Annotated in this window: 28 protein-coding genes; 11 read left to right on the top strand and 17 right to left on the bottom strand. The window is 64.0% G+C overall.

What is annotated here, in order from left to right:
• Position 1: 1 nt before the first annotated feature.
• Positions 2–637, top strand: a complete 636-nt coding sequence (locus tag AC0L3E_RS21040) for a transporter (RefSeq protein WP_473605541.1) — start codon at positions 2–4, stop codon at positions 635–637.
• Here the strand turns inward: AC0L3E_RS21040 and truA are convergent.
• The 5 genes from truA to AC0L3E_RS21015 are packed head-to-tail and all read right to left on the bottom strand — an operon-like array spanning position 604 to position 3608.
• Positions 604–1374, bottom strand: coding sequence for a tRNA pseudouridine(38-40) synthase TruA (truA, locus tag AC0L3E_RS21035; RefSeq protein ID WP_473605540.1), 771 nt, complete (start codon positions 1372–1374; stop codon positions 604–606). The genes AC0L3E_RS21040 and truA overlap by 34 nt on opposite strands.
• Positions 1375–1397: 23 nt before the next feature.
• Positions 1398–1904: a GNAT family N-acetyltransferase gene (locus AC0L3E_RS21030; RefSeq protein WP_127271002.1), complete on the bottom strand. Its 507-nt coding sequence runs from the start codon at positions 1902–1904 to the stop codon at positions 1398–1400.
• Positions 1901–2854, bottom strand: coding sequence for a methionyl-tRNA formyltransferase (fmt, locus tag AC0L3E_RS21025; RefSeq protein WP_473605539.1), 954 nt, complete (start codon positions 2852–2854; stop codon positions 1901–1903). Before fmt ends, AC0L3E_RS21030 begins: the two co-directional genes overlap by 4 nt.
• Positions 2855–2898: 44 nt before the next feature.
• Positions 2899–3324, bottom strand: a complete 426-nt coding sequence (locus AC0L3E_RS21020) for a type II toxin-antitoxin system VapC family toxin (RefSeq protein WP_127383449.1) — start codon at positions 3322–3324, stop codon at positions 2899–2901.
• Positions 3321–3608: a plasmid stabilization protein gene (locus AC0L3E_RS21015; RefSeq protein WP_473605538.1), complete on the bottom strand. Its 288-nt coding sequence runs from the start codon at positions 3606–3608 to the stop codon at positions 3321–3323. The genes AC0L3E_RS21020 and AC0L3E_RS21015 overlap by 4 nt, the downstream gene beginning before the upstream one ends.
• 152 nt (positions 3609–3760) lie before the next feature.
• Between AC0L3E_RS21015 and AC0L3E_RS21010 the strand changes: the two genes are divergently transcribed.
• Positions 3761–4027, top strand: a complete 267-nt coding sequence (locus tag AC0L3E_RS21010; RefSeq protein ID WP_128308759.1) for a hypothetical protein — start codon at positions 3761–3763, stop codon at positions 4025–4027.
• A 3-nt stretch (positions 4028–4030) separates the two neighbouring features.
• Here AC0L3E_RS21010 and def read toward each other — a convergent pair whose 3' ends face one another.
• Positions 4031–4561 (bottom strand): peptide deformylase, encoded by a 531-nt coding sequence (gene def / locus AC0L3E_RS21005; protein ID WP_128308758.1) that lies wholly within the window; start codon positions 4559–4561, stop codon positions 4031–4033.
• 103 nt (positions 4562–4664) lie between these two features.
• Between def and AC0L3E_RS21000 the strand changes: the two genes are divergently transcribed.
• A complete protein-coding gene (locus AC0L3E_RS21000) occupies positions 4665–5936 on the top strand; it encodes a DNA recombination protein RmuC (protein ID WP_128308757.1) in 1272 nt (423 codons plus the stop codon).
• 20 nt (positions 5937–5956) lie between these two features.
• On the opposite strand, the gene AC0L3E_RS20995 is transcribed toward AC0L3E_RS21000, so the two are convergent.
• The 3 genes from AC0L3E_RS20995 to AC0L3E_RS20985 all read right to left on the bottom strand — a co-directional run bounded on the left by AC0L3E_RS20995 (position 5957) and on the right by AC0L3E_RS20985 (position 8324).
• Positions 5957–6361, bottom strand: coding sequence for a GFA family protein (locus AC0L3E_RS20995; protein WP_473605537.1), 405 nt, complete (start codon positions 6359–6361; stop codon positions 5957–5959).
• 60 nt (positions 6362–6421) lie between these two features.
• Positions 6422–7387 (bottom strand): cation diffusion facilitator family transporter, encoded by a 966-nt coding sequence (locus AC0L3E_RS20990; RefSeq protein WP_128308756.1) that lies wholly within the window; start codon positions 7385–7387, stop codon positions 6422–6424.
• 127 nt (positions 7388–7514) lie between these two features.
• Entirely contained in the window at positions 7515–8324 is an 810-nt protein-coding gene (locus AC0L3E_RS20985; protein WP_027040094.1) for a transglutaminase-like domain-containing protein, read from the bottom strand.
• Positions 8325–8534: 210 nt separating this feature from the next.
• On the opposite strand from AC0L3E_RS20985, the gene AC0L3E_RS20980 reads away from it, so the two are divergent.
• Entirely contained in the window at positions 8535–8660 is a 126-nt protein-coding gene (locus tag AC0L3E_RS20980; RefSeq protein WP_013528464.1) for a hypothetical protein, read from the top strand.
• Between the two features lie 207 nt (positions 8661–8867).
• Entirely contained in the window at positions 8868–9182 is a 315-nt protein-coding gene (gene sugE, locus AC0L3E_RS20975) for a quaternary ammonium compound efflux SMR transporter SugE (RefSeq protein WP_013528463.1), read from the top strand.
• 128 nt (positions 9183–9310) lie between these two features.
• On the opposite strand, the gene AC0L3E_RS20970 is transcribed toward sugE, so the two are convergent.
• Positions 9311–9739 carry a DUF6481 family protein gene (locus tag AC0L3E_RS20970; protein ID WP_023761392.1) on the bottom strand — a complete coding sequence of 143 codons (429 nt, stop codon included), beginning with the start codon at positions 9737–9739 and terminating at the stop codon, positions 9311–9313.
• Between the two features lie 300 nt (positions 9740–10039).
• Between AC0L3E_RS20970 and AC0L3E_RS20965 the strand changes: the two genes are divergently transcribed.
• The 3 genes from AC0L3E_RS20965 to AC0L3E_RS20955 all read left to right on the top strand — a co-directional run bounded on the left by AC0L3E_RS20965 (position 10040) and on the right by AC0L3E_RS20955 (position 13593).
• Positions 10040–11101, top strand: coding sequence for an LLM class flavin-dependent oxidoreductase (locus AC0L3E_RS20965; protein WP_473605536.1), 1062 nt, complete (start codon positions 10040–10042; stop codon positions 11099–11101).
• 252 nt (positions 11102–11353) lie between these two features.
• A complete protein-coding gene (locus AC0L3E_RS20960; RefSeq protein ID WP_127267668.1) occupies positions 11354–12523 on the top strand; it encodes an AI-2E family transporter in 1170 nt (389 codons plus the stop codon).
• 68 nt (positions 12524–12591) lie between these two features.
• Complete coding sequence (locus tag AC0L3E_RS20955; RefSeq protein ID WP_128308395.1) at positions 12592–13593, top strand: LLM class flavin-dependent oxidoreductase; 1002 nt, start codon at positions 12592–12594, stop codon at positions 13591–13593.
• Between the two features lie 32 nt (positions 13594–13625).
• Here the strand turns inward: AC0L3E_RS20955 and AC0L3E_RS20950 are convergent, their stop codons facing one another.
• Positions 13626–14645 carry a LacI family DNA-binding transcriptional regulator gene (locus AC0L3E_RS20950; protein ID WP_127267670.1) on the bottom strand — a complete coding sequence of 340 codons (1020 nt, stop codon included), beginning with the start codon at positions 14643–14645 and terminating at the stop codon, positions 13626–13628.
• A 220-nt stretch (positions 14646–14865) separates the two neighbouring features.
• Between AC0L3E_RS20950 and AC0L3E_RS20945 the strand changes: the two genes are divergently transcribed.
• The 3 genes from AC0L3E_RS20945 to AC0L3E_RS20935 are packed head-to-tail and all read left to right on the top strand — an operon-like array spanning position 14866 to position 18727.
• The gene (locus AC0L3E_RS20945) at positions 14866–16449 is read left to right on the top strand and encodes a sugar ABC transporter ATP-binding protein (protein ID WP_128308396.1); all 1584 of its coding nucleotides are present in this window, start codon (positions 14866–14868) and stop codon (positions 16447–16449) included.
• Positions 16446–17762 (top strand): ABC transporter permease, encoded by a 1317-nt coding sequence (locus tag AC0L3E_RS20940; protein ID WP_127267672.1) that lies wholly within the window; start codon positions 16446–16448, stop codon positions 17760–17762. Before AC0L3E_RS20945 ends, AC0L3E_RS20940 begins: the two co-directional genes overlap by 4 nt.
• Positions 17759–18727, top strand: coding sequence for a substrate-binding domain-containing protein (locus tag AC0L3E_RS20935; protein ID WP_473605535.1), 969 nt, complete (start codon positions 17759–17761; stop codon positions 18725–18727). Before AC0L3E_RS20940 ends, AC0L3E_RS20935 begins: the two co-directional genes overlap by 4 nt.
• Positions 18728–18767: 40 nt before the next feature.
• Here AC0L3E_RS20935 and AC0L3E_RS20930 read toward each other — a convergent pair whose 3' ends face one another.
• From AC0L3E_RS20930 to AC0L3E_RS20905, 6 genes are read right to left on the bottom strand one after another with little or no spacing between them, the layout of a single operon-like run.
• Positions 18768–19229, bottom strand: a complete 462-nt coding sequence (locus tag AC0L3E_RS20930) for a MarR family winged helix-turn-helix transcriptional regulator (RefSeq protein ID WP_127328158.1) — start codon at positions 19227–19229, stop codon at positions 18768–18770.
• Positions 19226–19810 carry an amino acid synthesis family protein gene (locus AC0L3E_RS20925; protein WP_127271009.1) on the bottom strand — a complete coding sequence of 195 codons (585 nt, stop codon included), beginning with the start codon at positions 19808–19810 and terminating at the stop codon, positions 19226–19228. Before AC0L3E_RS20925 ends, AC0L3E_RS20930 begins: the two co-directional genes overlap by 4 nt.
• Complete coding sequence (locus tag AC0L3E_RS20920) at positions 19803–20687, bottom strand: UPF0280 family protein (RefSeq protein WP_128308398.1); 885 nt, start codon at positions 20685–20687, stop codon at positions 19803–19805. Before AC0L3E_RS20920 ends, AC0L3E_RS20925 begins: the two co-directional genes overlap by 8 nt.
• The gene (locus tag AC0L3E_RS20915) at positions 20687–22228 is read right to left on the bottom strand and encodes a 6-hydroxynicotinate reductase (RefSeq protein ID WP_128308399.1); all 1542 of its coding nucleotides are present in this window, start codon (positions 22226–22228) and stop codon (positions 20687–20689) included. The genes AC0L3E_RS20920 and AC0L3E_RS20915 overlap by 1 nt, the downstream gene beginning before the upstream one ends.
• The gene (locus AC0L3E_RS20910) at positions 22225–25059 is read right to left on the bottom strand and encodes a molybdopterin-dependent oxidoreductase (protein WP_128308400.1); all 2835 of its coding nucleotides are present in this window, start codon (positions 25057–25059) and stop codon (positions 22225–22227) included. Before AC0L3E_RS20910 ends, AC0L3E_RS20915 begins: the two co-directional genes overlap by 4 nt.
• Positions 25056–25913, bottom strand: coding sequence for an FAD binding domain-containing protein (locus tag AC0L3E_RS20905; protein ID WP_473605534.1), 858 nt, complete (start codon positions 25911–25913; stop codon positions 25056–25058). The genes AC0L3E_RS20910 and AC0L3E_RS20905 overlap by 4 nt, the downstream gene beginning before the upstream one ends.
• Between the last annotated feature and the right edge of the window lie 132 nt (positions 25914–26045).

The raw sequence follows: 26045 nt of genomic DNA, 5'->3' as shown, positions 1-26045 counted from the left end.
CATGCTTTCGGCGGACGAAACCCAAGCTTCGCTGACGGGCGCCTGGCGATTGATGCTCGGCAAGGCCGACGGCCTGCGCCTGCTCGACCTGTCGGCCGACGGCTTCTGGAATTCCTTCTTCGCCATTGTCGTTGCAGCACCGGCGCTGATCGTCGGCTGGGTCAGCATCGCCAACGAAATCGGCGATCCCGACGCCTTCGCGGGCCGCTTCAGCATGCTGGTCCGCCTGGCGACGGTCGACATCGGCTCCTGGGTGCTGCCGCTGGTTGCGCTCGCCCTGATCGCGCCGCGCGCCGGCATAGGCGGCCGCTTCGTCCACTACGTCGTCGCCAGCAACTGGGCTTCGGCCATCACCGCATGGCTGATGCTGCCCTCGGCGCTGATCCGGCTTTTCCTGTCGTCCGCAAGCCAGGCTGCGAGCCTTGTGTCGCTGTTCCTGTTTGCCCTGTCGATGGTGCTGACCTGGCGCATGACCAACGCCACGATCGGCAGGGGCGCATCGGTCGGCACCGCCGTTTTCGTCGGCATGTTCATCGTCTCGCTGCTGGTGCTGTTCGGCCTGCAGGCGCTGCTCGGCATCACCGTGCCGGAGGATGTCGGAGTTCAGAGCCTGTCCGGGCTCGTCTCGACTGGATAATCGACACCGGTGAGAAACAGCCCGTCGGGCGGCGCCACTTGGCCACAGGCGGCGCGGTCGTGCGCCTCGAGCGCCGTTTTCAGGTCGGCCGCGGTCCAGCCGCCGTCGCCGACGCGCTTGAGCGAGCCGACCATCGAACGTACCTGATTGTGCAGGAATGAGCGCGCCGAAGCCCTGACCTCGACCATGTCGCCCTGTCGGCTCACATCGAGCCGTTCCAGCGTCCTGATCGGGCTGTTGGCCTGGCACTGGGTCGAGCGGAAGGTGGTGAAATCATGCCGTCCGAGCAGGACTTTCGCCGCTTCGTGCATGGTGCCGACGTCGAGCCGCTTCGGCACCCACCATACCTTGCCCTTGTCGAGCGCGGCCGGGGCACGGCGGTTCAGGATGCGGTAGAGATAGTGGCGGCCGATGGCCGAGAAGCGGGCGTCGAAGCTGTCGGAGACGACTGTCGCTTTCAGGATGGCGATGCGGGCCCCGCCCGCCTGCAGATGGGCGTTGACGGCATCGCGCACCTTGTCGCCCGGCCACGCCTTGGCGAGGTCGGCATGCGCCACCTGCGCGGTCGCATGGACGCCGGCATCGGTGCGGCCGGCGGCGCGCAGCCGGATCGCTTCGCCGCAGAATTTTTCGATCGCCCGCTCGATCGCCTGTTGCACCGAAGGCTGATCCGCCTGGTGCTGCCAGCCGGCAAACAGACTGCCATTATATTCGATGTCGAGGCGAAAACGCGGCATGCCGGGCGGCTATACGCTCTCGCCTAGGCGGCGAGAGCGGTGAAGGCGGAGGCGTAGACCAGTGTGCCGGCCTCAGGCGCGTCGCCCCAGGCCAGCGCCTGCAGCGCTTCGCCCTGGTATTCGCTCTCGAAGTTCTCGGCACGCGTGTGGCTATATCCGAAACGCCCGTAATAGATGGGGTCGCCGAGCACCACAGCCAGCGTTTCGCCGGCATCCCTGAGGCGGATATGCGCCTCGCGGATCAGCGCGCCGCCGATGCCGCTGCCATGGAACGAGGGCTCCACCGCCAGCGGTGCCAGCGCCACGGCCGCGAAAGTCTTGCCGCCATTCTGGACGAACAGCCGCGAAAACAGGATGTGGCCGACCACCTGGCCGTCCTCTTCCGCCACCAGTTCGGCAACAGCGTCGCCGCCGGTCACCAGCGCGTCGACCAGACCGGCCTCCGCCTGCTGGCCGAAAGCGTGTTCCTCGACGAGGCGGATGGCCTCGCGATCCCGCGGCGTTGCCGCGCGTATCGACATCATGCTCATGAGAATTTCAGTCCTTTTTCGATCTTGGCCCCGCGCAGGAACTCCGACGCGGCAGCGGGCTTTCCGCCCGCGCGTTGAACTTCGACCAGCCTGATCGCGCCTGCCCCGCAGGCGACCGTCAGCCGGTCATCGAGAATTCCTCCCGACTCGCCCAACTCTTCCCAAAGCGACAGGCCTTGCGACAGCGTCGAGCGAAGCAGTTTCAGCCGCTCCTGACGGCCGCCAATTCCTATCTCCGACCACGCGCCGGGAGAGGGTGACAGGCCGCGAATATGATTGTGGACCTCACTTGCTGAGTGAGTCCAGTCCACGCGAGTCTCGGATTTATCGATTTTCTTGGCGTAGGTCACCCCATCCACAGCTTGTGTGGTGAATGTCAGGGTATTCCTTTCCAGTCGCGCCAGCGCTTCCACCATCAAGGCAGCACCGACACTCATCAACCGATCATGCAGATCGCCGGCTGTCATATCGGGTTCGATGGCGCATTTTTCAACCAGCCCGACCGGGCCGGTGTCCAGCCCCTCTTCCATGCGCATCACCATCATGCCGCTTTCCAGGTCGCCGGCCATGATGGCGCGCTGGATCGGCGCGGCACCGCGCCAGCGCGGCAGAAGCGACGCATGGCCGTTGATGCAGCCGAGCCGGGTCGCCTCGAGAACCGCCTTCGGCAGCAGCAAGCCATAGGCGACGACCACGGCGACATCGGCCTGCAAGGCACGGAAAGCGGCCTGCTCGGCCTCGCCCTTGAGCGAAACCGGCGCCCGGACTTCAATGCCCAGCCGCTCCGCCTCGCGCTGCACCGGCGATGGCGTCAACTCCAGCCCGCGCCGCCCTGCGGCGCGTGGCGGCTGGGTATAGACGGCCGATATCTCATGGCCAGCCTCGGCGATCGCGCGCAAAGTCGGCACCGAAAACTCCGGCGTGCCCATGAAGATGACGCGAAGGGGCATTTTTCTTCTGGTATCCTGTCTTCTTGGTCGCACCGTGTGCCGGCTCAGGCGTCCGCTTCAAACGGGTTTACGCGCTTCAGGTCAAGCTCGTCGAAGTCGCGAACGTTGCGCGTGGCAAGCGTCGCATCATGGGCGAGGCAGATCGCGGCAATCATGGCGTCGGAAAGACTGATCGGACGGCCAATTCTTTCCCGCGTCGCCCGCAGCTTGCCGGCAAGTCGGGGGATCGAACCGGAAAATTCCACGATACGGCCGGCGAACTGCTGCGAAATCAGCTGATCGAGCACGCGAATATAACGGTCTGATCCCGTCTTGTTCAAAAACCGTTCGGCCCCGAAAGACTGCTCCATGATGACTGGCCCACACATGTAGAGTGCGAGAAGATCCTGTTTGCGGAACCAGGCGGAGACATTCAAGTCGGGCGCCGGTTTGCTGGCTTCGGAAACAACATTGGTATCGAGGATGATCACTCGAAATCCTCAACTGGATGGCCGAAGTCGCGTTTTCCGTCCGCTTCGATTTGGTCCATTATCTCGGAAAATTCATCGCCTATTGCATTTTCAGCAGCGAACGCCGAACGAATGGCATCCCACGCGGAAAGTCCCGGCTCCGGTTTGGCTTCTTTCTCCGCGACCATGCCTTTACGCAAGAGATCGATCGCCTTGCCCGACAGACTTTGGCCGCCCTTGCGCGCCGCGTGTTCGATTTCGCGCTTCAAGGGTTCGGGAACATCTCTGATCAACATATCGCCCATGGATGCCTCCAAGATTTGATATCACTGATATCACTCCCGGAGTCATTGATCAACAAGAGTTCCGCCCCTTCACCCAGCCACTCAAAACGGTCCATTAAGTCTACACCAACTGTTCAGGCGTATGCTTCGCGGATCTGTCCTGGGAGCTTCATATGCAGCGCGCTCAAAATCCCTTTGGGAAACGCAGGAAGCCAATAGCTGAATACAAATCGGTCGAAGAACGATACGAGAAAGGCGAATTGTCGAGGCGAAGAGAGAGCAATTTCGCCATTTATAACACCCTGCTAATGATGGTGTTAGCCGTGGTTGTCTCTCTGGTGCTGATCATCTCGCCAGAATCTCGCGCGCTTGCGTTAGAGATCGGTGCAAAAGCGTTCGAGCTTGGCAGGGATTGGGTTTTGCGTGGCGTGCTCGAATGATCCCTATCCCGCCAGCTTGCCCGGCGCCTTGTCCCTGGCGAGCTTCTTGAATTTCTTCACCACCATGTCGCGCTTCAGCTTCGAGATGTGGTCGATGAACAGGACGCCATTGAGGTGGTCGATCTCGTGTTGCAGGCAGGTCGCCATCAGGCCTTCGGCCTCCATCTCCTGCAATTTGCCGTCGCGGTCGAGATATTTGACCCGCACGGCGGCCGGGCGTTCGACCTCGGCGTAATAATCCGGGATCGACAGGCAGCCTTCCTCATAGACCGAGCGCGCGTCGGCGCTCTCCAGGATTTCCGGGTTGATGAAGAAATGCGGCGCCGGCGTCTCGTCTTCCTTGGCCAGATCGACCACCAGTAAGCGCAGCGGTTCGCCGATCTGGATCGCCGCCAGCCCGATACCCGGCGCGTCATACATGGTCGCCAGCATGTCGTCGGCTAATCTGCGCAAAGGCGCGTCGACACGCTCCACGGGCATGGAAACCTGGCGCAGGATGGGGTCGGGAAGGATGATGAGCGGCTTGATCGACATGGCGTTCCACCTAAGACCTCCAGAGAAAAGCGTCAACCGGTAGGCTGGAGGCTCGTTCACGTTTTGATCTGTGCCGGCAGCGCGAATCGTTTATGCTGTCCACATGAATGATTTGAGCACCATCCTTTCCGAACCTGTCGCCCGGCTTGGCGCCACAACCGTCACGCTCGGCCATGCGCTGGCCTTCGGCGCTTTGCTGTTTCTGGCCCTGTTCGTGGCGCTGGTCATTGCGCTGTGGCGGTCGGCGAAGGCGCGCGCCGTCACGGCCGCGGAAGCCGCCGATCATGCCCGCGATGCGGAAGTGCGGATGGCCGGCATTCTGCAAAGCCAGGCCGAAATGCAGGGTCGTATGGGCGCCATCGCCGAAGTGTTCGGCGCACGGCAGGCGGAGCTGACGCAATCGATCGGCCAGCGCCTCGACGCCATGACCGGCCGGCTCGGCCAGACCATGACCGAGCAGACCAAATCCACGCATGAGAGTCTGGCCAAATTGCAGGAGCGGCTGGCCATCATCGATGTCGCGCAGGGCAACATCCAGTCGCTCGCCGGCCAGGTGGTGCAGCTGCAGGCGATCCTCTCCAATAAGCAGACGCGCGGCGCCTTCGGCCAGTCGCGCATGGAGGCGATTGTCGCCGACGGCCTGCCGCACGGCGCCTATGAATTCCAGGCGACGCTGTCGAACGGCAGCCGTCCTGACTGCCTGGTGAAGATGCCGAACGGCGCACCGTCGCTGGCCATCGACGCCAAGTTCCCGCTCGAAGCCTGGAACGCCATCCGCGCCGCCGACGGCGCCGACCTGCAGAAGGCCGCCTCGCAGGCCTTCCGCCGCGACATCGAGATCCATGTCCGCGATATCTCGGAAAAATACCTGATCCAGGGCGAGACGCAGGACACCGCCTTCATGTTCGTGCCCTCGGAATCGGTGTTCGCCGAGATTCACGAGAATTTCGAGGCGATCATCCACAAGGCGCACCGCGCCCGAATTGTCATCGTCTCGCCGTCATTGCTGATGCTGTCGATCCAGGTCATCCAGGCGATCCTCAAGGATGCCCGCATGCGCGAACAGGCGCACCTGATTCAGGGCGAAGTCATCCGGCTGATGGAGGATGTCGCGCGCGTCGACGAGCGGGTGCGCAAGCTGCAGGTGCATTTCGGTCAGTCGGCCAAGGACATCGACGACATCCTGGTTTCGACGTCGAAGGTCACCAAGCGCGGCCAGAAGATCGAGGCACTGGAATTCGGCGCGCAGCCCGACGGCGATGCCGCCGCGGACGCCGCGTCACGGGCTCCCGCCGCGAAGGTCGATTCCGGCGCGCGCGTTGCCGATTCGAAAACCGGGCAGCTCAGGCTGAGGGTCGTCGAAGGCGACGATTGAGGCGCGGCGCCGGACCGGCGCTACTGCTCTTCCTTGGTCGTCATACCCGGGAATTCCGGCAACCAGGGCAGCGCCGAGCGGTGCCAGCTTTGCCGTCTCGGGACTAACTGTTCACGTTGTCGCGCCGTGCCGACCCGGATGCCATAAACCTTCGGCCCGTCGCCAACCGGTGTCGCGTAGAGATGCGAGCCGCACTCGCCGCAAAAGCCCTGCGCGCGCTTGTCGCCGCTCGATCCTGTCTTGATATAGACCTTTGGCGCACCCTTGGTGATCCGGTAGTGGCCTTCCGGCGCGCCCACGGTCACGCGAAAAGCCGTTCCGGTCAGTTGTTGGCAATCGGTGCAGTGGCAGATTCCGGTGTTCTCCGGGTCGACCTCCGCCTCGTAGGTGATGGCGCCACAATGGCAGCCGCCGTCGATTTTCATCTTCGCTCCTCCAAACTCCCTTTAATCCTAGCGGGGCAAGACCGTGAGGCAATGGCGGCGCTAGTCCAGAGCCGGATCGGATGCGGTCTCGATCAGCTTGCGCCGCTGCTCCCAGGTGCCTGTCGTCTGTGGCTTGACGAACAGCCGCGTGATCTCCGGCATTTCCTTCTTCAGCTGCGCCTCCAGGCGCTCGACGCAAGCTTCGATCTCAGGCGCCGTCAAATGGTCCTCGAACTCGATGCTGAGCCCGGCGACGATCTCTGCCGGCCCCATATGGACGGTCAGGACGCCGTTCGCCCGCTGCACCGCCGGATCCTGCTGGGCGATCGCCAGCACCTTCATCTGCACCTCGGGCGATGCCGGCTCGCCGATCAGCAGTCCCTTGCTTTCGCGGGCCAAGAAGATCGCCGTCGCGCCCAGGATCAGCCCAATGCCGATCGAGGCGGCGCCGTCGAGTTCCGGCATCTCCAGAACTTCCGCCGCCAGGATGCCGACGAACGCGACGATCAGGCCGAGAAGTGCTGCACTGTCCTCGAACAGCACGGTGTAGACGCTCGGATCCTTGCTCGACTGCACCGCCCGCAGCCAGCCCTGCTTGCCCTTCTGCTGGCGGAACTCCTTCAGCGCCACCCACCACGAACTGCCTTCGAACAGGAAGGAAAGGCCAAGCACGATGTAGGTCACCTCGGCGTTGGCGACCGGCTCCGGCGCCATCATATGGATCACGCCTTCGTAGAACGACACGCCGGCGCCCAGCGCGAAGACGAGGAGCGCGACGATGAAGCTCCAGAAGTAGAGTTCGCGGCCGTGACCGAGCGGATGCGTGCGATCGGCCGGGCGGGCGGCGCGGTGCATGCCGTAGAGCAGCAGGCCGCCATTGCCGGTATCGACCAGCGAATGCACGCCCTCCGACAGCATCGCCGAACTGCCGGTGAAGGCGGCGGCGGCGAACTTGGTCAGCGCGATGGCGAAATTGCCGGCGAGCGCCGCGTAGATCACCTTTTTTGAGCCGCCGTGCCCGGCCATGGCATTTGTTCCCATTCAAGGCGCAGTCTAGCGGCCAGGCCGCTAAAGCTCCACAGGCATCACACCGCGCGAATGTCGGGTCGTCCAAGCCAGCGGTCATGAGAGATCGGCCTATGGAAAACGGCGACTACTCGACGATCTCGCTGGTCCACACCTTGAAGCCGGCAAGCGTTCCCGGGCCGAATATATGGGTCAGCGGCACGTCGGCGGCGTCGCGGCCGGAGGCGATCAGGATGCGGCCGATGCGCGGTGCATTGTTGCGCGGGTCGAAGACATGCCAGCGGCCGCCGAGATAGACTTCCATCCAGGCGCAGAAATCCATGCTCGCCCACGGCTTCGGCATGCCGATGTCGCTGATGTAGCCGGTGCAATAGCGCGTTGGGATGTTGAGCGCCCGGCAGAAGGTGACGGCGAGATGCGCGTAGTCTCGGCACACGCCGCTCTGTTCGCGATACGCTTCCGCGGCGGTGCGTGTCGGCCGAGCATTGCCGTAGTTGAAGACGATGTGGTTGTGGACGAAGTCGCAGACCGCCTGCACGCGCGGAATGCCCAGCGGCGTGTTGCCGAACAGCCGCCACGCTTCATCAGCCAGAAGGTCGCTTTCGCAAAAACGGCTGGGCAGCAGGAACAGCAGCGTGTCCGCCGGCAGGTCGCGAACCTCGTGCTGCCAGGCCATCAGATCGCCCATCTCGAAAGTGCCGGGATCGCGGATCACCGCGTCGGTGCCGAAGGTGAAACGCCCGGGCGGCGCGACGAACCGGTTGCACCAATTGCCGAAACTGTCGCGATAGCTTTCGATCGGCACCGGCGGGTTGGAAATCAGGAAATCCGGCCGCTCGAGATCGGAGGCACGCGAATAATGCACATTCAGCATCGCGATGAGCGGCGTTTCCTGCGGAAAGTCGAAGCTCATCTCGCAGCCGATGTGGATTCGCATTGTCGTCCTGACGGCCTGCCTGACGATCACCCGGCGAAGCTCGGGTCGATGCTGCAGTGCGAAAATGACCATCGCACGGACCGTCATGGTTTACGAGCAAATTAGAAACCGGTTGAAAGCGATCCGGCGACGCCGGCAACGGTCGCTAACCCCTTGCGGTCGGGCGGTTCTCTTGTTTCACTTGGCGTCCCACATCAGGAGGAACGAATCATGGCTAAAGGTGCGATGAAGGCAGGCAAGGAAGCCCGCAAGCCGAAGAAGGACGCCAAGAAGCCCGCTCCGGCTCCCGCGCTGAAGGCGCCGCCGGTCAAGGCGATGAAGCTCAAGGACAAGTAGGTCCGGCGATCCACTTCGCAATAAGGGTTACGGCCGGCGACACTGTTGCCGGCCGCTGTTGATCGAGCGCTCGAAGTTCCTATATTGGCATGGCGGGGACGACCTCGCGCTTCCCCAAAATCCGGACGGGACGACCCGCCATTGTTTGACTGATCGTCGGACGCCGAAAATCGCTTTTCGGTCCGATGCTCTGATGGAGCGTTGTCGATGTCGTGGATTCTTCTCTTTTTCGCCGGCCTGTTCGAGATCGGCTGGGCAATCGGCCTCAAATACACAGATGGCTTCTCGAAGCTGGTGCCGACCGTGCTGACCGTTGCCTCTATGGTCGTCAGCCTCACTCTGCTCGGCCTGGCGCTGAAGGCGCTGCCCGTCGGCACCGCCTATGCGGTGTGGACCGGCATCGGCACCGTCGGTACGGCACTGCTCGGCATCTGGCTGCTCGGCGAACCAGCCACCGCGATCAGGCTGGCCTGCATCGCGCTCATCGTCTGCGGCATCATGGGGCTGAAGTTCGCCGCCTGACGGTCTTTTGGTTTGCGCATGTCGTCCTCTCAGAACCGGGACCAATATTTGGGCGACGGACAAACACCTTCAGGGCCGCTGTGAGGCGACCCTGATTGTCGAAGCTGGCTGCTTCGGTAATCCTGAGGCTAGCGGGCGGAGAAGCCCGGCGGCGTCCTGCCGGTGCGCTGCTTGCGTGCCGCATAACGCGCGTCACGCTTGGCCTTGCGTTCGGCTTCGTCGGCCAGAAAACGGGCGATGCGCTCGTTCTCTTCGGATTCCCGAATCTTGGCCTCAGCCTGTGCAGCTTCCTCGGCGGCGATACGTGCCGCTTCGGCTGCTGCCTCGCGCTCGGCCTTCTCGACCGCTTCGCGTGCCAGCTTCTCCTGCTTCAGCCGAGCCTTTTCAGCCTCGCGGATTTCGCGGGCCGCAAGGATCGCCTTGCGTTCAGCCTGCCGTGCCAGCACAGCAGGATCATCCGCCGCCGGCTTTGCCTTGAAGCGCTCGAGGAGCGCCTTCTTTGCCTCGTTTGCGGCATTGCGCCGCTCGAAAACGTCTTTTTCCCTGTAGATAGCCAAGTCCACTTCCCTGAAGTCAATTCGCGACGCTTACATACGCGCGAAAACCGAGAGTTCAAGCGCCAAAACGGCATGGCAGCCATGAAATTGTCGGCTGTTGCACTCGGGAGACGCCTTTGGAGCAATTTCAGGGAAGGTGTGAAACGGTTTTCCGGGAAAAGCGCGCAGCGCTTTCCCTTGGGAATTGCGACGAAGAGATTGAACCGAAAACGACATGCACTGTTCACCGTCGCGCCTCTGGCGGCGAGGTTGGCGGATGGCTACGTCTAGCGGCAAATTCCAACACCAGGATGACATTAGATGGAACTCGGTCTCTACACCTTCGCCGACGTCAGCCCGCAGCCGGGCCCCGGCGCCATCGGCCCGCATGAGCGGCTGCGCAACCTGATCGAGGAGGTTGAGTTGGCCGATCAGGTCGGCCTCGACGTCTTCGGCCTCGGCGAGCATCACCGGCCCGACTATGCCGCCTCCGCACCGGTCGTGGCCCTGGCCGCGGCCGCCGAGCGCTCGAAGCGCATCAAGCTGACCAGTGCCGTCACCGTTCTGTCTTCCGATGACCCGGTGCGCGTTTTTCAGCAGTTCGCCACGCTCGACCTTCTGTCGGGCGGCCGCGCCGAGATCATGGCCGGGCGCGGCTCGTTCATCGAATCCTTCCCGCTGTTCGGTTACAACCTCGAGGACTATGACGAACTGTTCGCCGAAAAGCTCGATCTGCTGCTTGCCATCCGCGACAGCGTGAAGGTTACCTGGTCCGGCAATCTGCGCGCGCCGATCAACGATCGCGGCGTTTATCCCCGGCCGTTCCAGGACAGGCTACCGGTCTGGATCGCCATTGGCGGCACGCCGCAGTCTGCCGCCCGCGCTGGCGCGCTCGGCCTGCCGCTGGCGCTCGCCATCATCGGCGGCGAGCCGGCGCGCTTCGCGCCGCTGTTCGATCTCTACCGTGAGGCCGCCAAGCGCGCCGGCGGTGACCCGGCGGGCCTTGCCACCAGCATCAACGTGCACGGCTTCATCGCCGAGACGACCGAGCAGGCGGCCCACGATTTTTACGGCCCGCAGGCGGAGGTGATGAACCGCATCGGCCGCGAGCGCGGCTGGGGTCCGACATCCCAAGCGCATTTCGACCAGTCGCGCGGCCCGAACGGCGCGTTGTTCGTCGGCGGTCCCGAGCAAGTGGCCGAAAAAATCGTCGCCCAGCACAAGATCTTCGGCAATGACCGCTTCCTGCTGCAAATGGCGATCGGCACCATGCCGCATGCCAAGATCATGAAGGCGATCGAACTCTACGGCACCAGGGTGGCGCCGATCGTGCGCAAGGAAACAGCCAGCGCTGGCACAGCCGTCACCGCGCCGGCAGCCTGACGGAAATGTCGGCTGCTGGCTGCTGCAATTGAGAAGGCCGGATTTTTCGTCCGCGTCGCCACGACATTGGGAAGAAAGCCAAATCTCTCTTCCAATGCCGTGAGTGCAGGCCTGGATGCTGCGGCGCGCTCTGATTTCCGGACCCGTGCAAACGGGCCTCATTCCGGAAGCCGGCTCATGGAACCTGCGCCCATAACTCTGCGTTCATGCAAGCAATAGCCGATCGCCGAGGGCGCCGGCTCGAGGGTGAGCATGAAAACCGAACCCGCTGCCTTGGGCCGCGCCATCGCCGACGAGTCGGATTCGCGCGTTGCGGCCCGCGCCGACACGCATCTGATGCGCTCGCTGCTCGTCGGCATTTTCCTGTTCATGGCCATCTATGCGCTCTACTTCGCTCGCGCTTTCTTCATGCCGGTCATTCTGGCTTTCCTGCTGGCGCTGACGCTGACGCCGATCGTTAGGCTCCTGCGCAGGCACGGCATCTCCGAAGTGGTTTCGGCGACCCTTCTGGTGCTGTTGTCGATCTGCATCTTTGCCAGCGTAGGCTACCTGCTCAGCGGACCGATCATCGACCTCATCAACAACACCTCTTCGATAGGCCAGCAACTTGCCGAACGGCTGGCGCAATTGCGCCGCCCACTCGAGAAGATCATGCAGATTTCGCATCAGATCGAACAGCTGACCCAGACGTCGCAGGAGCCGGGCATCCAGAGGGTGGCGATGGCGCAGTCCGGCATCCTGTCGGCGGCCGCCAGCAACATCCTGTCGGCCGGGACAGGCCTGACCATCATCTTCGTGCTATCGCTGTTCCTGCTCGCCTCCGGCACGATGTTTTATGAAAAGATCATCCAGTCCTTCGCCAGCCTCAGCGAAAAGAAACGGGCGCTGCGCGTCGTCTATGACGTCGAGCGCGAAATCTCGCACTATCTGCTCACCGTCACCATCATCAATGCCGGCCTCGGCACGGTCATCGCTCTCGGTCTGTGGGCGCTCGGCATGCCCAACCCGCTGGTCTGGGGAGCCGCCGCGGCGTTGCTCAACTTCTTGCCCTATGTCGGAGCGCTGATCACCATCGTGCTTGTCACGGTCATGGCGTTGATCAGCTTCGATACCATCTTCTACGCGCTTCTGGCGCCGGCCTTCGTGATCTTGTGCGACATCGTCGAAGGCCAGTTCGTGACGCCGATGGTGGTCGGCCGGCGTCTGGAGATCAACGCCGTGGCAATCTTGATCGCCATCGCCTTCTGGTCATGGTTGTGGGGCTTCGTCGGCGCCCTGATGGCGGTGCCGCTGCTGGTCGTCATCAAGGTATTCTGCGATCATTTCGACGGGCTCAGCCATGTCGGCAATTTTCTCGCCGCGCAGCACGCGGTTGTCGTCGAGGAGGACGACATCGCCGACCCCGAAGCTATCAAAGGCTGATCAATATTTTTGAATTTGCGGCGCCGCCGGATGCTTCCTACATGCGGTCCTGACACAGGATCCCATCCATGACCGCTCTTTCCGTTCTCGACCTGTCGCCGATCGTCGAAGGCAGCGATGCCTCGCAGTCGCTGGCCAACTCGCTCGTTCTTGCCCGCCATGCCGAGCGCTTGGGCTACAAGCGTTTCTGGCTGGCCGAGCATCACAACATGCCGGGTATCGCCAGCGCGGCCACAGCCGTCGTCATTGCCCATGTCGCCGGCGGAACCAAGACCATTCGTGTCGGCGCCGGCGGCATCATGCTGCCCAACCATTCGCCGCTGGTGATTGCCGAGCAGTTCGGCACGCTGGCCGCCTTGCATCCGGGCCGCATCGATCTCGGCATCGGCCGGGCGCCCGGCACCGACATGGGCACCGCCCGTGCCTTGCGCCGCAATCTCGAGGCCGGGGTCGACAATTTCCCTCAGGATGTCGTCGAGCTGATGGGCTATTTCCAGCCGGCCGAGGAAGGCCAGCGAATTCGCGCCGTGCCCGGCGAAGGCCAGAACGTGCCGGTCTGGATCCTCGGCTCCAGCCTCTACGGCGCGCAGCTCGCCGCCATGCTCGGCCTGCCCTACGCCTTCGCTTCGCATTTCGCGCCGGCGGAGCTGGATCACGCGCTGGATGTCTACCGCTCGCGCTTCCAGCCGTCCGAGCAGCTCGACAAGCCGCATGTCATGCTTGGCCTCAATGTCTTCGCCGCGCCCACCGATGCGGAGGCCCGTTTGTTGTTCACCTCGCTGCAACAGGCTTTCGTCAATCTGCGCACCGGTCGGGCCGGCCGGCTGCCGCCACCTGTCGAGAACTATGACCGCGATCTCGATCCGATGGCAAAGACAATGCTCGGCCAGGCATTGTCCTGCGCCGTCGTCGGCTCTCCGGAAACGGTGCGGCAAGGCCTCGATGCCTTCGTGCGCCGCACCGGTGCCGACGAGCTGATGGTCACCGCGCAGATTTTTGATCATGCGGCACGGGTGCGATCGTTCGAGATCCTGGCCGACGCGCACAAATCCCTGTCGCAGGCGGCCTGACAAATCCTGGTACGACTTACGCCGGGGGAAGGCTACGCGCTCACGCTCTGCGCAATCGCGCCGAGCGGACGGCATGAATTGCGGATCATCAGCCGGCCCTTGAGCAAAAGCTTGCGCGGCGGCGCGTCCCTGTTGCCGGCGAGACGGTCGAGAAGCAGATTGGCCGCCTGTTCGCCGATCGCCTGCACGGGCTGGGCCACCGTGGTCAACTGCGGCTGGAACACGTCGGACCATGGAAAGTCGTCGAAGCAGGCGACCGAAATATCTTCCGGGCAGGACAGGCCGATGTCGCGGATCGCCTTCATGGTGCCGATCACCATCGGATTGTTGGCCGAGAAGATCGCGCTTGGACGATCATGCGAGGAAAGCATCTGCATGGTTTCGTTATAGCCGTCGATCTCGTGGAAATTGCCGAAGCGGATCAGCTCCTCGGCGATCGGCAGGCCGGCGGCGTGAAGCGCCTCGCGATATCCCGCCATGCGGTCATGCATCGGCGAGATGTCCGAGGTGCCGGTGATGTAACCGATGCGCCGGTGGCCGAGATTGATCAGATAGGTGATGGCGTCGAACACCGCGCGCTGGTTGTCCAGCACCACGGCATCGGTGTCGATGCCTTTGCAGATACGATCGAGCAGCACGACCGGCACGTTGGCGTCGTCGACGATCCGCTTGAGGATCGCGCCGTCGCCGACGCGCGCCACGATCAGCCCGTCGACCATGCGGTCGAGCAGCAGCCTGATCTGGTCGTCCTGGGTGTTCAAATCCTCGTCCGTGCAGCACAGCATGACGGCATAGCCGGCCCGGTCGAAGGCCTGCTGGATGACCGAGACGACATCGGTGAAGAACGGGTTGGTGATGTGCGGCACAGTCAGTCCGATGGTGCGGGTCGTGCCCATCTTCAGGCTGCGGGCGATCGCGTTGCGCTTGTAGCCGATATCGCGGATTGCCTGCTCGATGCGCTGGCTAAGCTCCGGGCTGACCGTCGCCGTGCCATTGATCAGCGCCGAAACGGTGGCGACAGAAACACGCGCCGCTTCAGCCACATGAAGCATGGTGGGCGCGGTGGATTTGCGGTGTCTTTTTTGCCCTGACGCTGTCATTTTCGAAACGTTTCGCCACCTTTGCTGGCCAATACGTACGGAATCCTGTCCTTTTTAGCAAGAATCGAATTGCACCAAACGTCCGGCACCTTATATCGGCTTGACATGATCGAAACGTTTAGATTAGCGTTTGCGGGAAGTTGACGACGACGGAAGGGAGGCCGCCATTGTCATGCAAGAGAGCAATTGCCTGTCCCCGCAGCACGGTGCGGCCGATCGGTCGCACATCGTTCTGAGTGCCGAGCGCATTTCCAAGAGCTTCGGCGGCATCGCCGCGCTTGTCGATGTCGGCTTTGAGCTGCGTCGCGGCGAGGTTCATGCCTTGATGGGCGAGAACGGCGCCGGCAAGTCGACGCTGATGAAAATCCTCTCCGGCGTCTATACCGGTTATGACGGCACGGTGAGCGTCGATGGCCGCCCCGTCAGCTTCGCCGGCGTGCGCGACGCCGAGGATGCCGGCATCGCCATCATTCATCAGGAACTCAACCTGGTGCCCGAGCTCAGCGTCGCCGACAACATCTTCCTCGGCCGCGAGAAGCTGATCGCCGGGCTGATCGTCGACCGCAAGGCGAGCAGCCGCGCGGCAGGTGCTTTGTTGCAGCGGCTCGGCATCGAACTCGATCCGCAAGCCCGCGTCGGCGCCCTGCGTGTCGGCGAGCAGCAACTGGTCGAGATCGCCAAGGCTCTGTCGATGTCGGCACGCATCCTGATCATGGACGAGCCGACCTCGGCGCTTTCGCCGGCCGAATGCCAGCGGCTGTTCCGCATCATCCGCCAGCTTGCCGACAGCGGCGTCGCCATCGTCTACATCTCGCACCGCATCGACGAGGTCATGCATCTGGCCGGCCGCGTCACCGTGTTTCGCGACGGCCGCCATGTGCTGACCGAGCCGATGGCCAGGCTCGACGAAGATACGATCATTTCGGCGATGGTCGGCCGCAACCTGCTCGCTTCCTCCGAGGAAGAGCGCAACACCAGCGGCATGACCGTGCTTTCGGTCGAAAACCTGTCGCTGTCGAAGCCCGATGCGCATGGTTGGCGCACGGTGATCGACGGCGTCGGCTTCGATCTTGCCGCCGGAGAAATCCTCGGCATTGGCGGGCTGCTGGGTTCGGGCCGCACCGAGATCCTGGAAGCGATCTTCGGCTCGAGCAATGGCCGCACCGGCGGCGAAATCCGTATTGACGGCCATCCCGTGGACATCCGTTCGCCGCGCGATGCGAGGCGGCTGGGCATTGCGCTGGTGACCGAGGACCGCAAGACGCAAGGGCTGCATCTGCAGGCTTCGATCGCGGACAATGTCGCGCTGCCGCTGGTCGGCTCGCTGGCCCGCTTCGGCATCCGCTCGCTGGCCGGCGAGCAGGGGCTGGCGCGGCAGGCGGTCAAGGCCCTCGGCATCCGCTGCCGGGACATCGACCAGCCCGCCGGGACGCTGTCGGGCGGCAACCAGCAGAAAGTTGTCATCGGCAAATGGCTGGCGACGAAGCCGAGGGTGCTGTTGCTCGACGAGCCGACGCGCGGCATCGATGTCGGCGCCAAACGCGAGATCTACGACCTGATCTTCAAGCTGGCGCGCGACGGTCTCGCCATCGCCGTCATCAGCTCCGAACTGCCGGAGCTGCTGCACCTCTCCGACCGCATCCTGGTGATGGCCGATGGCCGCCAGACAGGCATTCTTTCCCGCGACGCGGCCAGTGAGGAGGCCATCATGCGCCTCGCCGCCCCGCGCCGGACCATATCGAGACCAGCCGCATGACCGTTTTGAAACTCCTGTCCCGGACCAAGCTCTATTGGGGCCTGATCGCCATCTTCCTGATCGGTGTCCTGGGCTCGCCGATGAGCTCGAAGGGCAACAACATCTTCCTCTCCTACGGCAATCTGCTCGATGTGCTGCGCCAGGTGTCGACCACCGGCCTGATCGCCACTGGCATGACGGCCGTCATCATCACCGGCGGCATCGATCTCTCCGTCGGCTCGCTAATGGCCATCTGCTCGGTGGTCTGCGCCATGCTGCTGACGGTTCCAGGCGTGACGCCGGGCGTCGTGCTGGGCGTGCCAACCGTCGCCCTGGTGGCGCTTTGCCTCGGTTTCGTCGTCACCCGTTTCATTTTCCAGAACCTGGCAAAATCCCGTGCCGGCGCCGACCTCCTCCGTGAGATCAAGCTGGACGGGATTCGCGGCCTGGTCACGCCCGCCGTCGTCGGCGTGGTCCTGTGCTGCCTGTCGCTGTGGTTTCTGCTGCCGCAGATCGAGCCGAAATTCGGTGTGCTCGGCGTGCTGCTGGTGGCGCCGTGCGTTGGTTTGCTGTTCGGCGCGCTCAACGGCTTCATCATCGTTGCCGGGCGGCTGCAGCCCTTCATCGTCACCCTGGCGATGATGGTGACGGCGCTCGGCATCGCACGGTTGACCGCCGGCCAGAACAATGCGGTGCTGCCGGTCTATACCGGCTCCAACGCGACCGCCGATTTCGAGATCCTGCGCTCGCTGGTGTTCGGCATCATCCCGATGCCGGGCCTGTTCTTCCTCAGCGCCATCCTGATCTATGGCGCGGTGCTGCGCTTCACGCCGTTCGGCCGTTACGTCTACGCCATCGGCGGCAACGAGGAGGCGGCGCGCCTCTCCGGCATCGCCGCCGGCCGCGTCAAGATCGCAACCTATGCCGTCTCGGGGCTGCTCGCCGGCATCGCCGCCGTGCTCTATGTCGCACAGTACCGGCAAGGCAAGCCGGATGCCGGCGCCGGGCTGGAGCTCGACGCCATCGCCGCCGTGGTCATCGGCGGCACCAGCCTGATGGGCGGGCGCGGCAGCCTCACCGGCACGTTCTGCGGCGTGCTGATCTTCGGTCTGCTCTCCAACATCCTGCAGCTCCACAACATCAATTCGAACCTTCAGCTGGTGCTGAAGGGGATGATCATCATCGGCACCGTGCTCGTGCAGGAGCGCAATGCCGGTGATCTCCTGGCCTATCTGCGCCTGCCCGGCGGGCAATCGGCGCACAAGGAAACGGCCGCGGCAAAGCGGCCGTCGCAAGAGACACCGTCACTCAATCTCGGAGGAAACAAAAAATGAAACGACGTGACATGCTGAAGCTTGCCGCCGTGACCGCGGCACTGCTGACCACCACCGCGCTTCTGACCACCGGCAGTGCCTTCGCCCAGGACAAGAAGTGGAAGATCGGCTTCTCGCAGGTGACGACCATCGAGCCCTGGCGCGCGCAGTTCAACAAGGACATTCTGGCCGAAGCCGCCAAGCATCCCGAGGTCGAACTGATCATCACCGACGGCGAGGACAAGACCGAAAAGCAGGTCGCCGATGTCGAGAACCTGATCCGCCAGGAAGTCGATGCGCTGTTGGTGTCGCCGAAGGAATCGGCCGGCCTGACCGGCGTCGTGCAGCAGGCGATCGATGCCAAGATCCCGGTCTTCGTGCTCGACCGCAATGTCGAGACCAAGGACTACACGCAGTTCGTCGGTGGCGACAACGCGCTGATCGGCCGCGCGGCCGGCGAATATGCCGTCGAACTGCTTGGCGGCAAGGGCAAGGCTGCAGGCAACGTCGTCGAGATCTGGGGCGGCATGGGCACCCAGCCGGCGCATGACCGCCACGACGGCTTCCACGAATTCACCGACAAGGAGCCGGGCATCAAATATCTGCTCGACCAGCAATCGGGCGACTGGAAGCAGGATCAGGCCTACAATCTGATGGCCAACGCGCTGAAGAGCAACGAGAAGATCGATCTCGTTTACGGCCACAACGACCCGATGGCCTATGGTGCCTATCTCGCCGCCAAGGATGTCGGCCGCGAGAAGGACATCAAGTTCATTGGTATCGACGGCCTGCCCAACGAAGGCGTGCAGATGGTCAACAAGGGCGAGCTGACGGCAACCTTCACCTATGTCACTCCCGGTGCCGAAGGCCTGCGCCAGGCGATCAAGTTCCTCAACGGCGAGAAGGTCGAAAAGACCATCACTCTGCCAACCGAGAAGATCACCAAGGAAAACGCCGCCCAGGTGCTGAAGGACAACGGCCTCTGAGCCAAGCTTCCTGCCGGGTGCCTTTTTGGCGCCCGGCGGTCTAAGCCAGCTTCACCAGCAGCTTCATGAAGGTGGCGATCTCCTTGGCGGAGAGCGGCGCCAGCGTTTCCTGGGTGATCTCGCGCGCCAGCGGGATCAGGCGGTCGATGGCATCGCGGCCTGCCGCGGTCAGATTGACCAGCAGCCGTCTCTTGTCGACCTCGTGCCTGGAAAGCTCGACCAGGCCGCGCGCCTTCAGCCGGTCGATGACGCCCTTCACCGTCGCCGCATCCATCGCGATCAGCGTGCCGAGCTGGTTCTGCGAGGTCTCGCCGACGTCACGCAGCTTGGCCAACGCCGCGAATTGCGGCGGCGTCAGATCGCCGATATGCGCGGCAAAGATCGCGACATGGCGCTGATGCGCCTTGCGCAGGATGAAGCCGACCTGCTCCTGCAGCAGGTAATCCTGGTCGTCCGGGGTCTCGACCTCGACCAGCTTGAGCAGATTGTCCTCGCCGCTCACCGCAAGCCATCCCAGGCTTTGATGTCATCGGCCGCCAGACCACCCATGCGATTGTGGATGCGCGGGCCACAGGTCATGGCGAGGCAGAACAGGATTTCGTCCGGGCGCGGACCATCGCTGATGCCGACTTCCATGGCGTCGAAATGGCTGCGCACATAGGCGGCGTTGATGTGGCCGAGCGGTACATCGAGCTTTGAACCGAACGCGCCGACCTTCTTGGCCGACGGCACGATCGCCTTGGCGTCGCCGAGCCGTTCGCGCATGGCGTAGCCGCCGGGCACATGCCACAGCGCACCGTGCTCCAACTCGCCCGCCGTGCCGACAATGGCGCCCTTGCCGTAGCCGTCGATCTGCTTGACGTCGCCGCCGAGCGCCGCGATCAGCCGGTCGGCGAGCAACAGGCCGAGCGGCTTCAGATCGTCCATGGCGCTCTGCAAGTCTTCGACATAGCGCCCGGCGAACGGGTTTTTCACCAGGGCCATGGCGGCGGCGCGGCGGCGCGGCACCTGGGCCACCGGCCCGCCCTCGTGAAAAATCTCTTCGGTCAGCACCGCGATTTTGCGGATCGAAAACTCAGGCATGGGCAACTTCCTCCCTCGAACTTTTGTTGGGCGCTGCAAGCGCGACCGAGCCACTGATGCGGATCTCACCGCCAAGAAACAGCGCCGATGCGGCAATCAGGCCGCGCCGGCGAAAATCTTCGGCGACGGCAAGGCCATTGTCCAGCGCCCGCGCCACTTCGCCAAGGCCAAGCGTGCCGACACCATGTGTCACCAGGCGCGCGCCGAGATCGCTGTCGGGCGACAGTTCATGTGCTGGAATGCGCTTGATGGCCGGATTGCCGGGCAGGTCCACCGCGTTGGCAATGAGGGTCGCTGCCGCATCGGCCTCGGCACCGGTCCGCGCCAGCACGGTGACGGCGTCGGCAATGCCAAGCGAGAAGGAGCGGCCGCGCCAGCCGCTGGTGGCAACGCCGCGAACGCCATCTTCCGCGCGGATCGTGATCCGGTCCGCCATGCCGTTGCCGGTGCCGGCGACCGCCAGACCCATCGACTGGCCCTTGCCGATATGGAGCGCGCAGTCGCCTCCATTATTGACATAGGCGCGCTCGAGCTTGCGACCGGCAAGCAATGCGGCGAGCATTTCGTCGGCTACCGATCCTGCGACCGCGGCCATCGGAGTTATGAAGCATTCCGCCAGGGGCATGACGGCTGTTTCCATGCGGCGCGCCGTCGAGCCCGCGAAGGTGCGCGGCGCGAGGAAAAACGTCGGGAGCCGCAATTCGGGGAGCTCCTCGACCAGCTCCATCAGGATCGTCTGGAACCGCGCTACGGCCTGTTCATAGGCTTGGCGGCATTCTTCCGCCTCACCAAAAACCTCGACGATCAGGTCGATCGGCCCGTGGTTGAGATGCAGCCGCTTGCCGTCCTGCAGCCAGTGGGCTTGCGGGCCTTGCATCACCCGGCCCCGTCCGAGCCGGCACGACGTAGCTGCGCGAGTGGCGGCCATGGATTGGTGGCTTCGGCGCCTGTGCCGCGGCGCGGATTGAGGTACTCACCGCCTTTTGCGACAATATCCTCGACGCTGCGGATCTCGGCCTCGTACCCGCCGAGCCTGACATAGTCGTCGCGGCGCAGCGTGAATTCGATAGGCGCCACCAGCGCCGGCGTCGGCACATAGCCGAAGGCACCCTCAGGCACTCTGGTGACATCGACCATCAGCGTGATGCCGCCGCCCGGCCAGACATAGACCGGCGCGCCGCCGACCGTGACATAGGTGGTCAGGCCCTGAACCGAGCGGGTGAGGTTGACCGGGTTTTCGGTGACGCCGGCCCGCAGCGAGCCGCCGGCGCCGCCGATGAACAGCACTGTGCACAAAGCTGGCTCGCAATTGTCCTCGATCAGCCCGACCGACTTCTGCAGCCGTTCGGGGAAAGGTTTTTGCACCGGTTTCAGTTCGTCGTCGAGTTCGTAATAGGCGAACTGTTCCCCGGTGGTCGACACCATCAGCAGCGACAGCCCCGGCCGCGCGCCTTTCTTGGCGTTCCACTCTCCGAGGATCGACAGCGGGTCTGAAATGCTGGTGCCGCCCCAGCCAAGCCCGGGTTCGGAGACCTTGAAATAGCGGCCCGGCGTCGAACGGCGGCCGATGATTTTTATCCCGGTATCCTGCCAGCCCAGCACCTTGCCGGCCTGATGCTCGGAAACGACGCCGGTGATGTGGTCGTCGACCACCACCACCTCGTCGACAAGGCCGCGCCATTGCGTGGCGAACATGCCGATGGTGGCCGAGCCGCAGCCGACGCGCATTCGGTGTTCCTGCTTGCCGTCGATGACAGGTGCTTTGCCGGCTTCGACTATGATGGTGGCGCCGCCGTCGATGGCCAGTTCCACCGGCTTGCGGTTGCACAGATTGAGCAGCGCGTCACAGGTGGCGCGTCCCTCGGCCTTGGAGCCGCCGGTCAGATGGTGCACACCGCCCAGCGACAGCATCTGCGAGCCATACTCGCCCGTCGTGACATGGCCGATCGCTTCGCCGGCTGCGCGGACTATTGCCGTCTCGGGACCGAGGTGACGGTCGGTATCGATCTTCACCTTGACGCCGCAATAGGAGAAGATGCCCTCGGTGACGACGGTGACGAGATCGACGCCTTCGACCTCCTGGCTGACGATGAAGGGGGCCGGCTTGTAGTCGGGATAGGTGGTGCCGGCGCCGATTGCGGTGACGAAGCGGCGGCCGGTGTTGACCAGTTCGCCATCCCATGCCTCGCCCTCGGCGACGAACGGCACGATCGCCGCGCCGGTCTCGGCCGCATGATCGAGGATGGTCAGCGGATCCATCCGCACGATCCTGCCGCCGACATTTCCGTAGCGGTCGCAGGCGCCGGTGCGCCCGTCAGCGATGTAGCACATCACCGGACAGGCATCGCAGCGGATCTTCTCCGCCACCAGCTTCTCGCCGGGATCATGGGTCTCGAAGCGTTCGGCAAGCTCGCTCATCGGCGTGCCTCCTTTTCGCGGATGCCATCTTTTTCGCGGATGCCAGCGCGGATACGCGTCGGCGTCGCCGGAATCTTGGTGACCAGCACGCCGGTGGCGTGGCGGATGGCGTTGAGGATCGCCGGCGCCGTCGGGATCAGCACGTGCTCGCCCAAACCCTTGGCACCAAAGGGTCCTTCCGGATCCGGAACTTCTATCAGGATGGTTTCGATCGGCGGCACGTCGCCAATGGTCGGGATGAGATAATCGTGCAAATTCTCGGTGCGGCCGGGGATATACTCTTCCATCAGCGCCATGCCGATGCCTTGCGCAATGCCGCCTTCGATCTGGCCCTCGGCCAGCAGCGGGTTGATCGCCTTGCCGACATCATGCGCGGCGGTGATTTTCAGCAGCTTCACCGTGCCGAGCTTGAGGTCGACCTCCAATTCGGCGATCTGCGCGCCATAGCCGTAGACGGCGTAGGGTTTGCCCTGGCCCTTGGCGTCGAGGGGCAGCGTCGGCGGGTCGTAGGTCTCCTCGGCGCGAAAGACGAAGCCTTCGGCATCCACGTCCAATGTGGTGAGATCGATGCGGCGGGTGGCTTCTCCCTCGCGGATGACGATCGCCGAACCGTCCAGTTGCAGAGCGGCTTTTTCCGAAACATTGGCGAAGCGCAGGATCTTTTCGCGCAAGGCGCGGCCAGCCTTTTCGGCCGCCTTGCCGGTGACGAAGGTCTGGCGCGAGGCCGAGGTCTTGCCGGCGTCGGGGGTGATGGCTGTATCGGCGCTCTTCAACTGAAATTTCTCAAGCGGCAGGCCGAGCGCGTCGGCGCATATCTGGGCGATGACCGTGTTCGAACCCTGGCCGATATCGACAGCGCCCTGGTGCAGGATGACCGTGCCGTCAGCCGCGATGCCGACCCGGATGGTCGACGGGTTGGGCAGCGAGGTGTTGCCGCAGCCATACCAGCAGGACGCGATGCCAACACCGCGCTTTCTATCCCTGCTGGCGCTGTTGAATGCATCCGCATCAGCCGTTGCGCGCACCCAGTGCGGCTGCAGCGATTCGAGGCATTCGGCAATGCCGACGCCGGACTCCAGAAGCTGCCCGGTAACCGTTTCGGATCCGTTACGAAGGCAGTTCTTCAAGCGAAAATCGAGCCGGTCCATGCCGAGCTTGCCGGCTAGCTCGTCATACAGCGTCTCCTGCATGATCGTCGCCTGCGGCACGCCGAAGCCGCGGAAGGCGCCGGAGATCGGCCCATGCGTGTGGATGGCGCGGCCTTCGGCGCGGTAATTCGGCGTCGCGTAGGGTCCGGAGGCGTGCACCGGCACGCGGTTGGCCACGGTAGGGCCCCAGCTTGCATAGGCGCCGGTGTTGAAGTCACCGTCGAAGATCATGCCGGTGACAAGGCCGTCGGCATCGGCGCCGATGGTCGCTTTCATCTCGGCCGGATGGCGCTTGGTGGTCGAGATCATCGATTCGGTGCGAGTGTAGGCAAGTGCCGCCGGCCGCCCCGTCTTCATGGCCACAAGGCCGATCAGCGGCTGCAGCGAAACGTCGAGCTTGGAGCCAAAACCGCCACCGGTCGCGGTCGGCACGATGCGCACCTTGTCGACGGTTAGGCCGAGCACCTTCGCCGTCTCGTCGCGGTCCATGTAGGGCGCCTGGGTGCAGGCGACGACCACCAGCGTGTCGCCGTCCAGATAGGCATAGCCGGCTTCCGGTTCGATATAGGCGTGCTCGACATAGGAGGTGTCGATGGCGCCGGACACGGTGAACGCAGCGCCGGCAAGCGCCATTTCGGGGTCGCCTCGCTCGACCAGGCCGGAGGTGAGCAGGTTCGCCGGCCGACTTTCATGGATCAGCGCAGCACCCTCAGCCTGCGCCTCAGTAGGTTGCAGAAAATGCGGCAGCTCGCTCCAGCGGACAGGAAAACCCGACAAATCGAGATCGAGGATCGCCTCGCGCTCGCCGGCAACCAGCGCCACCGCCTCGCCGCGAAGCCGCGCAAACCCTTCGGCCAGAGCCGGCTGGTCGGCGAACGGGCCGATAGCGCCGAAACAGTTTTTTCCGGGAATGTCGGCGGCTGTGAAGACACCGGCTATGCCGGGATGCGCCTTCGTCCAGCCGTCGAGGTCGCCAAAGGCGAAGCTGGCGTGATAGTGCGGCGAGCGGACCACCAGCACGGCCAGCGCATTGGCGGGGAAGGAATCGCCGCCGAATTTTTCACCGCCAGTAACCTTCGGCACGCCGTCGAGCCGGATGGGCGAGGAGCCGATTGCTTGGCCTGATTGAGGCAAGCGGAAATCAAGGCTTGTTGCCTGCAGGGAGGCATCCATCACCGCCGCGATGATCTTACGGTAGCCGGTGCAGCGGCAGAGAATACCGCCCAGTGCGTCCTGCACCTCCACCTCGGTCGGGCTTGGCTGTCTGTCCAGCAATGCGGTTGCAGCGACAAGCAGCGCCGGCGTGCAGATGCCGCATTGCGCCGCGCCATGGGCGAGGAATGACGCCTGCAGCGCCGACAGCCGGCCATTGGCGAGGCCTTCGACTGACGTCACCGACGTCCCGGCGGCGGAAGCCGCTGACATCAGGCAGGCGCAGACGGGATCGCCGTCGACCAGCACCGTGCAAGCGCCGCAGTCACCGGCATCGCAGCCGACCTTGGTGCCGGTCAGCCCCAATTCATCGCGCAGCACCAGGGACAGCCGGCGCAGCGGCGGCACATTGACCGAGACGGCGGTGCCATTGACCTCGAAGGCGATGTCAGCGCGCTCCGGGCCGAAGCCAGGCTGGACGTTGCCGAGATCGGACAGAGCTTCACGCACTTCAGGTTGAACTTGGCTCATGCCGCCGCCACCTCGTCATCGGTCGTCCGTCTCACAGCCGCAAGCACGGCGCGGGCAACGATTTCGCGCACCGCATCGAGCCGGTATTCGGCGCTGCCGCGCACATCGGCGATCGGTGACAGTTCGCTCATCGGCGCGGCCAGGACCGCGTCGGCAAGTCCGCCGTCCACCGGCAGTCCGCGCAGCGCGGCTTCGACGCCGGCCAGCCGCTTGGCCACCACCGAGCAGGATCCGGCGGCGACGGCGGCGTCGTTGACGATGCCATCCTCGACGACCAGACGCGCCGCCACCATGGCGATGGAAATGACGAGATAACGGCGCGCGCCGAGCTTTACGAAAGCCGACGTGCCGCTGGGCTTCGGCACGCGGATGGCCGTGACCATCTCACCGGGCAGCAGAGCGGTTCGGCGGTTGCCGAGAATGAAGTCCTGCAACGGCAGATGCCGCGTCGCGGCCACCGAGCGCAGCTCGACCTCGGCATCGAGGATGAGCAGGCCCGGCACCCCGTCGGCGGCCGGCGAGGCGTTGCAGAGATTGCCGGCGACCGAGGCGACGTTCTGGATTTGCACCGAGCCGACCTCTCGCGCCGCCTGTTTCAGCGCATCGAAGGCCGGAGGCAAGGGATGGCGGACGATGTCGGTCCAGGTCGTGCGCGCGCCGATGACGAAATGGTCGTGCGTCTCGGCAATGCCGCGCAGCGCCGCCAGGCCGTTAATGTCGAGAACATTGTCGCGGAAGGGTTTGCTGCCCTGTGCCGGATAGAAATCGGTGCCGCCGGCAAGGATGCGCCAGGCGCCCTCGCCAAGCAAAGCGAGCGCTTCGTCGACCGAGGTGGGTTTCGCGTAACGGATCACGCTTTGCCTTCCAGAAAGGAACTTTCCGAATCCGGTATTTCCGGCGTTCGAGCCGAGAAACTCATTCGTATGCAAATGATATCAAGCCCGCAGGATTTGTCAAAGCCCGAGTTTGCGGCGGCCCGGCCGGCA

It is taken from the genome of Mesorhizobium sp. WSM4822 (genome assembly GCF_055811155.1).
The sequence above is the reverse complement of the archived record's forward strand: the minus strand, read 5'-3'. Positions and strand labels throughout refer to the sequence as shown.